Origin of the sequence: Fibrobacter sp. HC4, assembly GCF_023373925.1 — a bacterium.
In the GTDB taxonomy this organism is placed as follows: domain Bacteria; phylum Fibrobacterota; class Fibrobacteria; order Fibrobacterales; family Fibrobacteraceae; genus Fibrobacter.
In genome coordinates, this window is record NZ_JALCZV010000001.1 from 186105 (window position 1) to 198328 (window position 12224).

13 protein-coding genes are annotated in these 12224 nt (G+C 52.8%); 1 reads left to right on the forward strand and 12 read right to left on the reverse strand.

Annotated features, from left to right (window positions below):
* Positions 1-107: 107 nt before the first annotated feature.
* Complete coding sequence (locus tag MMG03_RS00825; RefSeq protein ID WP_249505405.1) at positions 108-1619, reverse strand: B12-binding domain-containing radical SAM protein; 1512 nt, start codon at positions 1617-1619, stop codon at positions 108-110.
* Between the two features lie 105 nt (positions 1620-1724).
* On the opposite strand from MMG03_RS00825, the gene MMG03_RS00830 reads away from it, so the two are divergent.
* On the forward strand, positions 1725-2315 hold the full coding sequence (locus MMG03_RS00830) for a toxin-antitoxin system YwqK family antitoxin (RefSeq protein WP_158236559.1): 591 nt from the start codon (positions 1725-1727) through the stop codon (positions 2313-2315).
* A 29-nt stretch (positions 2316-2344) separates the two neighbouring features.
* Here the strand turns inward: MMG03_RS00830 and MMG03_RS00835 are convergent, their stop codons facing one another.
* The 11 genes from MMG03_RS00835 to MMG03_RS00885 form a co-directional block, all read right to left on the reverse strand.
* Positions 2345-3178: a metallophosphoesterase gene (locus MMG03_RS00835; RefSeq protein ID WP_073233461.1), complete on the reverse strand. Its 834-nt coding sequence runs from the start codon at positions 3176-3178 to the stop codon at positions 2345-2347.
* Positions 3175-3894 (reverse strand): pseudouridine synthase, encoded by a 720-nt coding sequence (locus tag MMG03_RS00840; RefSeq protein WP_073155475.1) that lies wholly within the window; start codon positions 3892-3894, stop codon positions 3175-3177. The genes MMG03_RS00835 and MMG03_RS00840 overlap by 4 nt, the downstream gene beginning before the upstream one ends.
* Before the next feature lie 27 nt (positions 3895-3921).
* Positions 3922-5148, reverse strand: a complete 1227-nt coding sequence (locus tag MMG03_RS00845) for a phosphatase (protein ID WP_249505406.1) — start codon at positions 5146-5148, stop codon at positions 3922-3924.
* A gap of 13 nt (positions 5149-5161) precedes the next feature.
* Positions 5162-5587 (reverse strand): hypothetical protein, encoded by a 426-nt coding sequence (locus MMG03_RS00850; RefSeq protein WP_073233457.1) that lies wholly within the window; start codon positions 5585-5587, stop codon positions 5162-5164.
* Positions 5588-5671: 84 nt separating this feature from the next.
* Positions 5672-6121: a hypothetical protein gene (locus MMG03_RS00855; RefSeq protein WP_249505407.1), complete on the reverse strand. Its 450-nt coding sequence runs from the start codon at positions 6119-6121 to the stop codon at positions 5672-5674.
* Between the two features lie 375 nt (positions 6122-6496).
* On the reverse strand, positions 6497-8797 hold the full coding sequence (locus MMG03_RS00860) for an NADP-dependent malic enzyme (protein WP_249505408.1): 2301 nt from the start codon (positions 8795-8797) through the stop codon (positions 6497-6499).
* A gap of 107 nt (positions 8798-8904) precedes the next feature.
* On the reverse strand, positions 8905-9072 hold the full coding sequence (locus tag MMG03_RS00865) for a hypothetical protein (RefSeq protein WP_249505409.1): 168 nt from the start codon (positions 9070-9072) through the stop codon (positions 8905-8907).
* Positions 9073-9174: 102 nt separating this feature from the next.
* Positions 9175-9480: an HU family DNA-binding protein gene (locus tag MMG03_RS00870; protein ID WP_073155467.1), complete on the reverse strand. Its 306-nt coding sequence runs from the start codon at positions 9478-9480 to the stop codon at positions 9175-9177.
* Between the two features lie 118 nt (positions 9481-9598).
* Positions 9599-10726 carry an AI-2E family transporter gene (locus MMG03_RS00875; RefSeq protein ID WP_073155465.1) on the reverse strand — a complete coding sequence of 376 codons (1128 nt, stop codon included), beginning with the start codon at positions 10724-10726 and terminating at the stop codon, positions 9599-9601.
* Between the two features lie 11 nt (positions 10727-10737).
* Positions 10738-11505 carry a hypothetical protein gene (locus MMG03_RS00880; protein WP_101478676.1) on the reverse strand — a complete coding sequence of 256 codons (768 nt, stop codon included), beginning with the start codon at positions 11503-11505 and terminating at the stop codon, positions 10738-10740.
* A complete protein-coding gene (locus MMG03_RS00885) occupies positions 11498-12220 on the reverse strand; it encodes a hypothetical protein (RefSeq protein WP_073283231.1) in 723 nt (240 codons plus the stop codon). The genes MMG03_RS00880 and MMG03_RS00885 overlap by 8 nt, the downstream gene beginning before the upstream one ends.
* Positions 12221-12224 lie beyond the last annotated feature (4 nt).

A 12224-nucleotide genomic window follows, 5' to 3' on the forward strand; every position in this document is an offset into this window, starting at 1 on the left:
TTCTCGCCGCCAACCACAAACAAAATAAAGAAAAGGCAGTGGAAACCTCGCTAAAATAGCCGTTTCCACCGCCTTTTTCCCACTCAAATTCCAACTTTTCGTGGAATCTACTGCTTGATCGTAGGGGCTTGTCTTGCCACGGGGGCCAGTTCGCCGTGCTTGCGGAACAGGTGTTTGACCAGGGTGTTGAAGCCGCGGAACACGCGATAGCGTTCACGGGGATTCTTGATGGCCATGATGCCCTGACGCAGGATGTAGCTGGGGCGCAGGTAGAACTCGCGGCGAGCCTTGTCGCAGAAGTCCACCAGAGCCTGGCTGGTCAGTTCACCACGCTGGATGGTAGTACGGTGGAAGCCGTCCTTGTCCAACCACTGGTTGTAATCCTTGGTCTGCAAGGCGCCACTTTCCAGAGCTTCCTTGTAGGCTTCGGTGCCGGGGTATGCCATGATCGGGTAGAACTGAGCCGTATTGGGATTCAACTTCTTGGCGTAGTCCAGAGTCATGCGGAGAGTCTGGGGAGTATCGCCGGGGTTACCCACCATAAAGCAACCGTGAACCAGGAGACCAGCCTTGCGGGCATTCTTGGTAAACTCGATAGCCTTGTCGGTATTCTTGATACCCTTGCGGATATTCTGGAGAACTTCGGGAGATGCGCTTTCGAAGCCGACGCACATTTCACGGCCGCCAGCCTTCTTCATCAGCTTAAGCAATTCCAGGGGAACGTCTGCACGGGCATTGCAGCTCCAGGTAATCTTGAGACCGCGTTCCAGAATCAGGTTGCAGATGTCGCGAACATGCTGGTGGTTAGCGGTAAAGGTATCGTCTTCAAAGAAGACTTCACCCAGATCTTCAAAATTTTCCTTGATGTACTGCAGTTCGTCCACCACATCCTTGGGGTCGCGCATACGGAACACATGACCGTTCAGAGTCTGGGGGATAACGCAGTAGCTACAGCGGTTGGGGCAACCACGACCGCTCAAGATAACAATCAGCGGGTTCAGGTTGGCGCCGTAGAAATACTTCTTGTAGCAGCTGTAAAGGTACTTGCGATAGACCTTGGAAACCCAGGGCAGTTCGTTCAAGTTTTCAATCTTCGGGCCTTCGGGCTGGAAGTCGGTAGTTCCGTCTTCCTTGCGGTAGGCAAGACCTGCAATCTGACCTACAGGGGCAGCACCTTCGTCACCACGGAGGGCACGGGCAAGATTGCGGCAGGTGTAGTCTGCTTCGCCAATAACCACATAGTCAAGGCTGGGTTCCATTTCCAGGGATTCCAGAGGTTCTGCGGTGGCGTGAGTACCCATGATGGCAACCTTGGCACCAGGCATAGCTTCCTTGATGGCGTGAACTACCTTAAGGTCGTTCAAAATGCTGGGGGTGCTGGTGCTGCAAATAACCAGTTCTGGGGCGAACTTCTTCATGCCATCCAGGGTCTGGGGCAGGTCCAGCTCCATGGCGGGACTGTCAATGAGCTGAATTTCGTTGTTGTCGGCTTCAACGGTGCCGGCAGCATAGCTCAAGAACATCGGCCAGTAAAGAGTACTAGACTTCGTTACACACGGGCTGCGGGATTCGCGGCTGAACATCGGGTGGAACGGAGGATTTAAAAAAGTAATACGCATAAGCCTTCGCAAAATACAAAAATATAGCGGTATTAGCTACATTTTAAGTAATTGATAAGGGTTTTTCTTGTGTACAGAATGAAATATTTGATCCTCTTAACATTAATGCTGACTTTTAACGAGGCAATCGCCCAGGATTCGCCTTCTAACCCCGAAGTCAGTACCGTTCTGGACACAATCCGCGAAGCCTATCCCGACGGCTCCCCCTCCAGAATCTACACCGTGCAGCACGGCACCACAATCCGCCAAGGCACGGCCATCAGCTACCACCCCAACGGCAAAGTGGCCGTAGAAGCACCCTATGTAGACGGCAAACTGGACGGTGTATTCCACAGCTATTTTGAAAACGGTAAAACCTGGCAGACCATCGGTTACCGAAAAGGCATCGAAGAGGGCATCACTACCACCTACTTTGAAAACGGTTTCAAGAAGAGCAAGGAAGTCTACCGCAGCGGCATCCTTCATGGTGACGTAGAAGAATATTACGAAAGCGGTAAGCTTCGCAGGCGCCTCCCCTACATTTTAGGACAGCTCCACGGTACCGCCAAGGTGTTTGACGAACTGGGGGCAGTCACCGAAGAGATGACCTTTGAAAAAGGTTTAAGGCACGGCCCCTACCGCAAATTCAACAAGGGCATCAAAACCTTCGAAGCAAAGTTTGCAAACAACCGCTGCGTAGAAAACTGCGACTTCTAATCCAGTCTAATTCCGGCCTAAAATTCGGCCTAGTATCCGGCCCACTCGGCTGCAATGCTGGGGCTTGATTCGCGGAGTTTCTTCGCCTCGGGGGAATCGTCGGCAACGGCGATATCGCCGCTGGCAATACGTTCCTTAATATCGGTAAAAGTCTTGGGGCGTTCCGCCTCGGGCAACTTGTCGCCAGGCACCATGCAAGGGGCATCAATGGCGGTCTTCGCCTTGTCCTTAACCGGAGAATACTCGCGGGCGGCAGGAACCACATAGAACTTGTCTTCTTCGGGGCACCAGGCAGTTAGCTTCTTGCCATAGACGCATCCAGAATCCAGGCCCACAAAACCGGGGCGACGATCCACGAAACCCATCTTGGCCCAATGCCCAAACACAACCGTCTTGTGCCAGTTCACTTGTTCGAACCAGGGAATATCATTCCAGTAGCGGACAGAAAGAATAACCTTGGGATCCATATCTTCGAGGCGGGACTTGCCCGGTTCAAGACCGGCATGTACCAGCAAGGCATGAGGCGTATCGCGCCACAGGGGCCAAGTCTTCACCTCGTCAAGGATGTAACGCCAGTCCTCAAGAGGCAGGCGGGAAAAACGGGCGCGCTGCTTTTCGGTCCATTCGCTTTCGTCGGTTGCCATCATGCGGATCAGATGTTCCTCGTGATTACCGCGAACCGTCAGAATCCCATTTTTCTGGATAAACTTGAGAGCCCTCAACATATCGGGTCCCTTGTTGATAATATCGCCGGTCTGGTACAGCGTATCCTTACCGCGGACAAAACCGAAGGCATCTACAATGCGTTCCAGTTCATCGGCGCAGCCATGGACATCCCCGATGTAGAGTGTGCGGGAACTCATACGTGAACTGCCTGACGGACCTTGTTCATTTCGTCGGCGGTCAGTTCGCGGAACTCGCCTGCAGGCAAGTCGCCCAGCTGAAGGCGGCAATAGCTAACGCGCTTCAAGTCGCGGATTTCATAACCCACGGCGCGCATCATACGACGGATTTCGCGGTTCTTGCCTTCAATAAGCACCAGTTCCACAAAACCCTTTTCCAGATAGACATCCGTTGCGAAAGCGATTTCTTCAACGTCGGAATCTTCATCGCGAATATCCACGCCGTCTACCAGGCGCTGGGCGGCATGTTCGCTGAGGGGGCGATCCGTCCACACGAAATAGCTGCGGGGCACTTCAAAACTGGGATGAGTCAGACGATGGAGCAGTTCACCATCATCGGTAAAAAGCAGCAGGCCGCGGCTCTGCAAGTCCAGTCGACCCACATACTTCAAGGACTGGTAAGCCGGCGGCAAATAGTCGTAAACGGTGCGGCGACCCTGAGGATCGTCCTTGGTGCAAACGCAACCGGCCGGCTTATGGAACATGATGGTGGTGGTCTTCTTTGGAAGCTTGGCAACCTTGCCATCCACCAGGACCTGGTCCACATTTTCATCGATCTGATGACCCAAATCGTCAATGACCTGACCATTCACTTCTACACGGCCATCGGCAATGAGAGCATCTGCAGCACGGCGGCTGGCAATTCCACAAAGAGAAATAAACTTGTTTATACGCATAACGAGAAATCAGTGAATAGTGAACGGTTAACTGTTATTCTTCTTCAGCCAGGGAGGTGTACGCTTGGCCTTGGTTTTTTGTTCTGGTTCTACTTCGGGCGGGTACAGCAAACCGAACCTAAGTCCCGCAGTACTGATGCGGAAACTTTCAACGCGGAGTTTTTCAAGCAGGGACTTCAGCCAGAACAAACCGCAAATGATAATGTCATGACGACCATTTTCGAGGCCCGGCAACATGGCGCGCAGTTCCTTGGACAGGTTGCTGATTCGGGTCGTTACCGCATCCAGATCGCTAATGGAAAGTTCCAGTCCTTCGATAGCCTTGTAGTCGAACACCTGCTTGTTCAGGAACACCATGGCCAGGGCAAGGCCCGTCCCACCAATCAGGTAAACAGGCTTCTTGGTCATACCCTTGAAGCTTACGTCCTTGAAGGCTTCCTTCACAAACTTCTTGTACTCGGGTCCGGGAATGGGGCCCATCTCCTTGAACATCTTCAAGGCGCCCACCGGAATAGAGAAAGCCGTTTCGCCGTTGGACAGTTCCGTCGAACCGCCACCGATATCGATGGTCACCAGATCCTTGCCGTGCCATTCACGGACAGAACGGAAGGTGAGCTTGGCTTCTTCTTCGCCAGAAATAATGCGGGGGCGAACCCAGATCGCCTTTTCGACGGCAGCGATCACTTCTTCGGAGTTGCTGGCCTTGCGCATAGCCTCGGTCATGACAACAGCCTGCAGGTCTGCACCCAAGGCATGCAAGTCCATACGGAACTTGGTCATGATGGAAACCAGTTCAGCGATTTTCTTTTCGCTAATGGGGCGCTTGCCCTCTTCATCTTCGGCATCGCCATCGTAGACATCGTCGCCCAGGCGACATACTTCAATTTTCTGGAGCTTTGGGACAAGAATCTTGCGAGGCGCAGTTGATGCGGCAGGTTCACTGGGGGCAGCCGGTTCGCTGACGGCAGGTTCGCTGACGGGTTCGGCGGCAGCAGAGTCTGCAGTTTCGGCAGATTCGGCGGCAGCAGAGTCTGCAGTTTCGACAGATTCGGCGGAGGCGGCGGATTCCCCATGTTCAGACGATTCAGCGGATTCATTAGCGGCAGATTCGCTGGACTCGGCAGACTCAACAGCCTCTTCAGCCATTCCGCCAGCCATTTCGGCGACCTGCGCGGGAGCCTCTTCAAAAGCTGCAATCAGCATGATGCAGCTATGGCTTCCTATATCCACTGTAGCTAAAAGCTTGTTTTTCATGACAATCTCGACGCTAACCGTTCTGTTCTGATTCGGCTACACGGCCATCGGCGGGAGTTTCGGCAGAGGCGGCGGGCGCAGAGTCAGCAGCATTGGCGGCTTCGGCAGCCTTGGCTTCAGCCTCTTCGGCCTTCTTCTTGAAGCCAGCCTTGATCTTTTCGGCAAGGGCGGCGGGATTCGTCAAAAATTCCTTTGCGGAAGCAATAGCCTCTTCCACAGTCCATTCAGAATACTTGCCCACCCAACTGGCCACCAGGTCGCCGGATTCGGAACCAAGTTCCTTTCCCTGGCGAAGTTCCTGACCCATCTTAAGGGCCAGAAGCAAACCCAATTCAAAAGGACGGGGTTCGGACTTTCCTTCCAAAAGCTTTTCTACACGGGAAATGCGTTCCTCGTAAGGAACACCCTCAAACTCAGCAAGATCTTTCTCTGAAATCATAGGGATAAAGATAGAAAAATGCGTTCATACAAAAAGGGCCCTGGAACACGTCCAGGGTCCATAACAAGGAGGTAAATACAACGATTACTTCTTCTTGGAAGCCGGCTTTGCAGCGGGCTTGGCAGCAGCCTTCTTGGCGACCGGCTTTGCAGCAGGCTTGGCGGCAGCCTTCTTGGCGACCGGCTTTGCAGCGGGCTTGGCGGCAGCCTTCTTGGCGGCGGGCTTGGCAGCAGGCTTGGCGGCAGCCTTTTTGGCGACCGGCTTGGCAGCGGGCTTGGCGGCAGCCTTCTTGGCGACCGGCTTGGCAGCGGGCTTGGCGGCAGCCTTCTTGGCGGCCGGCTTGGCGGCGGGCTTGGTGGCAGCCTTCTTGGCGACCGGCTTGGCAGCGGGCTTGGCGGCAGCCTTCTTGGCGGCCGGCTTGGCAGCAGGCTTTGCAGCAGCCTTCTTGGCAGCGGGCTTGGCGGCAGCCTTCTTGGCGACCGGCTTGGCAACGGGCTTGGCAGCAGGCTTTGCAATTACAGTTTTTGTAGCCATTTTTTCCTTCCTTATGGTGAGTTATTGTGAATTTATTGTTTATAAAATAAATTCCAATCCACAAATAATCAACACTTATTTAAACAAATTTTGTAAAAAAGTATTTCAGGCGACATTCATCACATTTTTTTATAAAAAATCAGCATAAACTATCGGCGTTAAAAACAAAAAAAAGAGCTGCACCTTCTAGGTACAGCCCTTAAATTTTCGAGGCGTTTCAAACAACGACGGCGACGAACTTACCAATAACGAACTTGTCAGCGACAAATTCGCCGCACCACCTCAGATTACCTCTTCAGTACGCTACGAGCCTTGTCGAGACGTTGCACTCTTACGAGTGCTAGGCTGTCGGCTCGGCAATAAAATAGGCTACGCCTATTTTGCTGCACTCGCCTTATCAAGCCTTTCCTGAACGATAGCGTCGATAACGGCAGCAACGGTCAGGTTGAAGATGTCGTGGACAGAAGCTTCGGAGTCGGTGAAGTGAACCGGCTTCTTCAAGCCCATCTGTACAGGACCGATGGATTCGCCAACGCCCATTTCCAGGAGCATTCTGTAGGTGGTGTTTGCAGAAGAGAGGCAGGGGAAGATGAGGGTATTCACGTCCTGGCCCTTAATGGTATTGAAGGGGAACTTCTTGTCGCGGAGTTCCTTGTTCAAGGCCACGTTCACCTGCATTTCGCCATCCACGGCGTAGTCCGGATACTGTTCGTGAAGGATCTTCACGGCATCACGGACGCTACCAGCGGTACCCAGGCTTGCGTTCTTGTCGGCACCGAAGTTACCGTAGCTGAGCATAGCCATCACCGGTTCATGAGCAAAGAACTTCACGGCGTCGTGAGTGAGCTTTGCAATGTCCACCAGAGTTTCGGTATCCGGGTCGCGGTTCACCAGAGTATCTGCCAGGAAGAAAGTACCCTTCTTGGTAGAGAGGATGTGCAGAGCGCCGAAGTGCTTGTAATCTTCGCGGATACCGATCATCTTCTTGGCCAGACCGATGTTGGTAGCGAAGGAGCTGTTGGAACCGGAAATCAGAGCGTCTGCGTCACCGGTCTTCACCATCATCATACCGAAGTGGTTGTGTTCCGGCATTTCGTAGGCGGCCTTTTCGAAGGTCACGCCGTTGCGACCGTTTTCGGCGGCATACATTTCGGCGTACTTCAGGCGGCGATTGAATTCCTCGGGAGCGCGGGGATTCACAATTTCGAGGCCAGAAACATCCAGCTTTTCAGAAGCGGCCAGTTCCTTGATGCGTTCCGGGTTGCCCAACAGGATGGGGAATGCGATTCCTTCGTCCTTGGCCTGGATTGCGGCCTTGATCATGTTGACGCTGAGGCCTTCGGTGAATACCACGCGCTTGGGGTTGGAACGAGCCATGTTTTCGTATTCACGAATCAGCTTGTTGTCGTAACCCATCATGTCGCGGAGGCTATCGGCGTAGGCATCCCAGTCGGTAATGGGCTTGCGGGCCACGCCACTTTCGATAGCGGCTTTGGCAACGGCGATAGAAACGTCGGTCAACAGGCGCGGATCCAGCGGCTTGGGAATGATGTACTTGGGGCCGAAGCTGAAGCGTTCGGAGTTGTAGGCAATGTTCACTACATCGGGCACCGGCTTGCGGGCAAGAGCGGCAATGGCGCGGACGGCGGCATGCTTCATGTGTTCGTTGATGGCAGTGGCGCGAACGTCCAGAGCACCGCGGAAGATGTAGGGGAAACCGATAACGTTATTCACCTGGTTGGGATAGTCGGAACGGCCAGTAGCGAAGATGATGTCTTCACGGGCGCTGACGGCTACATCGTAGGAAACTTCCGGAGTGGGGTTTGCAAGGGCAAACACGATAGGCTTGCTTGCCATGGACTGGATCATTTCCTTGGTGAGGATGTTGGGCTTGGAAAGGCCAAGGAACATGTCTGCACCCTTGATGGCTTCTTCCAGAGTCTTGACGTCGGTACGATCGGTAGCAAAGAATTCCTTTTCGGGAGTGAGCTTGCCGCGACCCTTGTAGATAACGCCCTTGGAGTCCAGCATGACCACGTTTTCTTTCTTGACGCCCAGGGAGAGGTACAGCTTGGTGCAAGCCACAGCAGCAGCACCGGCACCATTCACCACCAGCTTGATCTTGTCGATTTCCTTGCCGGCGATTTCGAGAGCGTTAACGAGAGCGGCACTGGAAATAATGGCGGTACCGTGCTGGTCATCGTGCATCACGGGGATGTCCAGTTCCTTCTTCAGGGTTTCTTCGATTTCGAAGCATTCCGGAGCCTTGATGTCTTCCAGGTTGATGCCGCCGAATGTGGGAGCGATACCCTTAACGATTTCGATGAACTTCTTCGGATCCTTTTCGTTCACTTCGATGTCGAAAACGTCGACACCTGCGTAGATCTTGAACAGAAGGCCCTTACCTTCCATCACAGGCTTGCCGGCCATGGCGCCAATATCGCCCAGGCCAAGAACGGCGGTACCGTTAGAAATAACAGCGACCAGGTTGCCCTTACCGGTATAGTCGTAAGCGGTTTCCGGGTTCTTTTCAATTTCGAGACAGGGAACTGCTACGCCCGGGGTGTATGCCAGGCCAAGGTCGGTCTGAGTGCTATGGGGCTTGGTCGGAACAACTTCAATCTTACCCGGCTTGCCGTTAGCATGGTATGCAAGTGCCTTTTCTTCGAAGGTCATCTTTTACTCCTTGAGAGCCTGTGCAACAGATCCATTCAGCTAGATCACCCTTTAGGCTCAATTTTCGGCGCGCAAGATAGAAATTTTCACAAAATTTGTAAAGTTTTTCATTCAGCAGTTTCGCCGTTCAAATCCTCAATTCCGGTAGAGCAATTCTCGGAGCTAGGATCCAGAAGGCATTCGTCTTCTTCTTCGGCATTAGCGGAGCCACCGCAGGCAGAGAAAGCGGTAACAATAGAGAGCAACAGGAACAGACCCAGGAATTTACGTTTCATAAGAACCTCTTCTAATTCAATAACAGTCAACAAAATACAAAAAAAATGCCAGGCTGAAAGCCAGGCATTTTCAAAAGCTCTAAATCAAGCCAGCAAGAAGGATTACTTCTTCTTGGAGTTCTTCTTAGCAGCAGCGGTAGCCTTGAGGCCAGCACCAACCTTGAAGGAAACAGTCTTGGAAGCCTTGATCTTGATGGTAGCGCCAGTCTGCGGATTGCGACCGGTACGTGCTGCACGTTCCTTAACCTGGAAGGTACCGAAACCGATCAGCTGAACGAGACCGTCCTTCTTGATACCAGCGGTGATACCGTCGAGCACAGCGTCAACAGCGCGGCCAGCAGCAGCCTTGGATTCAATGCCAGCTTCCTTGTTGGCGAGAATTGCTTCGATGAGATCTTGCTTGTTCATTATATAACTCCTTGAGTTAGGTTGAGAATTTTTATGCGTATATTATACCTTTTTTTTGAAGCTCTGCGAGAGATTTTTCAAAAAGTTTTCAAAAAATTTTCACAAAACCCCAATAAAATCAAGCCTTCGGCGCCGTTTCGTCCCCGCGATCCACGATTTCATCGGCCTTGCGCTGGATTTTCTCCACGTAGACCAGGCACAGACAGGTAAAGGGAATGGCCACGATCAGCCCCAGGAATCCAAGCAACTTGCCCCAGATCGAAAGGGAAAGAAGGATTCCCACCGGCGGCAAATCCATAGAGGAACCTACGATTTTCGGCACCAGGAAAAAGTCCTGAATCACCTGCACCACGGCGTAGACCACCAGCACGATAATCGCCACTTCCCAAAAAGGCATTCCCGTGTCAAGGGCGTAAACCACAGCCAACAGCAAGGCCACGGGAATGGTGGTCAGCTGCAGGTAGGGCACCATGTTCAAGGCTCCCGAGAACAAACCGAAAGCTACACCCATAGGCAAGCCCACAATGCTAAAGCCGATGGCGTAAAGCACACCAACACTCAAGGCCACCAGGGACTGGGCGCGGAAATAGTTACCCATGAAGCGGTCCATTTCCTTGCCCACGGAACTGGCCGTATGCTTGAACCTGGAAGGCAAAACGCTCACCGCCGCACGACGCAGCTTAGGCATATCCAGCATGATAAACACCAGGTACATGATTACCGCAATCACGCCCGAAATTCCCAGGAAGATGCTGGAGGTCTTCGAAAGCACACCCCAGGCGCCGGGCAAGATCTTTCCGGCCGCAGACTGCACTGCATTCCAGAAATCCAATGTCTTCATGGCATCGGCCACCTGGTCCCAGGAAATCAGGGAACGGGCAGTCCTCCACATATCAGCAGGCACGAAAGCCGTTAGACGACTACTCCAGGCAGAGTCACTGAACATGCGCGGGATCAGTTCCCCCAGGTGCCGCACTTCGTTCACCACCATCGGAATAAAGATCCACAGGGCTCCGGTTATAAGAAGCAACGCCACCAGCAGCACAATGATTACGGCCACGATACGATGTTTTACCTTTGTCTGCAATTTACAGACCAGCGGGTCCAGAATATATGCCATAAGGAAGGCGGCAAAGAACGGAGACAGCACCCCACTCAGGTAGTTCAAGACCCACAGGAGCGCCACCGCCCCGAGCACCATGATCAAAAACCGCATAATGCGGTCCAGCGTCCAGATTTTCGTCATTTTTCTTCTTCCTAGTTTTTGGAAGTACGGGCCACGGGCTTGCGAACAGAGAGGTACACGGAAAGTGCAAAACCAATAAGGGCGAGACCGAGGGCCAGGTACATCAAACTTTTAAAGGGGCGATTCTCGCCCCACAGACGGATGGAGCGCAGAATGATTTCGTCAGGAATTCCGCGGAGGGTTCCTTCCCCATTATAGACTTCAAACAAAACGCCACGTTGCATATAACGTAAGCCATCATCTTCTTCAAGCCCCAGACCAGCCAACCACCACTCGGGCACCTTGAAATCAGACAAGGCGATACGGGCTTCCTGGTCAGCCTTCGCCGGAACAGGCACCGAGGCCACCAGCGGACGATAGCTGGCATAGGCCCCCTGACGGCTGTACACCGGGTCGTTGTTCATAAAGCGGAACGAAACCTTGGCCATTCTCCCTGTTTCAACCAAGACAGCCATGGAATCAAAACGGGTAAAGTCAAAGAAATCCGCAGCAGGGCGATTATCTACCGAAAGCAAGTTCAGCCCCATACCCGCATAAGGGTAAGCCATGCCCGAACGGATATTCACCCGGGCGCTAACCACAGAATCTGTACGAGAAAGTTCAGATGTTGAAAATCCGCCTACCACGCCATCGGTCAAGGCATAAACTTCGTGATGTCCCGTAGGGAACAGCACCATGTGATTTTCGTGGAACTTTCCAAAAACAAAAATCCAAGCTACCAGGAACACCACCAGGCAGCCTACGGAAACAAGAACTTTCTTGAGGGCAGACTTAGTCATGATGTACCGAATGCTTGCGGCCCACAGCCACGATGGTCAAGACCAGCATAATGAACAGCACTCCGCCAAATACCTTGTTGCTCAGACCTTTGGCCTCGATCTTGTAAATCTTCAGGGAGAACGGCTTGCCATGGGGTTGGTTCCAGCCCGGAGCGATTTCAAGACGCACCATGGCCTCCTGATGACGGTCCACCAGAGAAGTATCCACGCGATTGTCGCTATACCAGAATTCGGGAGTGTAGAACTGATCCATGGGAATGGAAACACGCTGACGTCCCTGGACCAGAGGAAGTTCCTTCATGAGCAGACGGTAAGTCCTGGCCACATTGGTATCAGTAACCTCGGGATCGAAGGCCCACAACTTCAGCAGAATTTCAGAAGTGCCTTCGGCCTCCAGGTCAACGATAACGGAGTCTACAAAACTCCAGTCGCGATTGGCAAAACCAGCCTCATCCTTTTTGCGCAAGTCAAAAAGGATGCCGCACCAGCCGCCCTTTTCAGATTCGCCCAGGGCGCAGGTAAAGCGAATGCTGGATTCATCCGCTTCGGAAGAAACTACAGAGGCACCACCATCCGACCTATCATCATAAACAACGACAGAACCCTGGCATTCAAAGGGGAAAACACCATCTATAAAAAATCGTATGGGCAAATTGAAATACGCCACCAAGGTTGCGGCAGCAATTATCGCAAGAATGAAGCAAGTCTTTTTCATTATG

What these genes read in the sequence shown, in the direction of transcription:
- MMG03_RS00825 (WP_249505405.1), bottom strand. Translation starts at nt 1,619, where the DNA reads ATGCGTATTACTTTTTTAAATCCTCCGTTCCACCCGATGTTCAGCCGC.
- MMG03_RS00830 (WP_158236559.1), top strand. Translation starts at nt 1,725, where the DNA reads ATGCTGACTTTTAACGAGGCAATCGCCCAGGATTCGCCTTCTAACCCC.
- MMG03_RS00835 (WP_073233461.1), bottom strand. Translation starts at nt 3,178, where the DNA reads ATGAGTTCCCGCACACTCTACATCGGGGATGTCCATGGCTGCGCCGAT.
- MMG03_RS00840 (WP_073155475.1), bottom strand. Translation starts at nt 3,894, where the DNA reads ATGCGTATAAACAAGTTTATTTCTCTTTGTGGAATTGCCAGCCGCCGT.
- MMG03_RS00845 (WP_249505406.1), bottom strand. Translation starts at nt 5,148, where the DNA reads ATGAAAAACAAGCTTTTAGCTACAGTGGATATAGGAAGCCATAGCTGC.
- MMG03_RS00850 (WP_073233457.1), bottom strand. Translation starts at nt 5,587, where the DNA reads ATGATTTCAGAGAAAGATCTTGCTGAGTTTGAGGGTGTTCCTTACGAG.
- MMG03_RS00855 (WP_249505407.1), bottom strand. Translation starts at nt 6,121, where the DNA reads ATGGCTACAAAAACTGTAATTGCAAAGCCTGCTGCCAAGCCCGTTGCC.
- MMG03_RS00860 (WP_249505408.1), bottom strand. Translation starts at nt 8,797, where the DNA reads ATGACCTTCGAAGAAAAGGCACTTGCATACCATGCTAACGGCAAGCCG.
- MMG03_RS00865 (WP_249505409.1), bottom strand. Translation starts at nt 9,072, where the DNA reads ATGAAACGTAAATTCCTGGGTCTGTTCCTGTTGCTCTCTATTGTTACC.
- MMG03_RS00870 (WP_073155467.1), bottom strand. Translation starts at nt 9,480, where the DNA reads ATGAACAAGCAAGATCTCATCGAAGCAATTCTCGCCAACAAGGAAGCT.
- MMG03_RS00875 (WP_073155465.1), bottom strand. Translation starts at nt 10,726, where the DNA reads ATGACGAAAATCTGGACGCTGGACCGCATTATGCGGTTTTTGATCATG.
- MMG03_RS00880 (WP_101478676.1), bottom strand. Translation starts at nt 11,505, where the DNA reads ATGACTAAGTCTGCCCTCAAGAAAGTTCTTGTTTCCGTAGGCTGCCTG.
- MMG03_RS00885 (WP_073283231.1), bottom strand. Translation starts at nt 12,220, where the DNA reads ATGAAAAAGACTTGCTTCATTCTTGCGATAATTGCTGCCGCAACCTTG.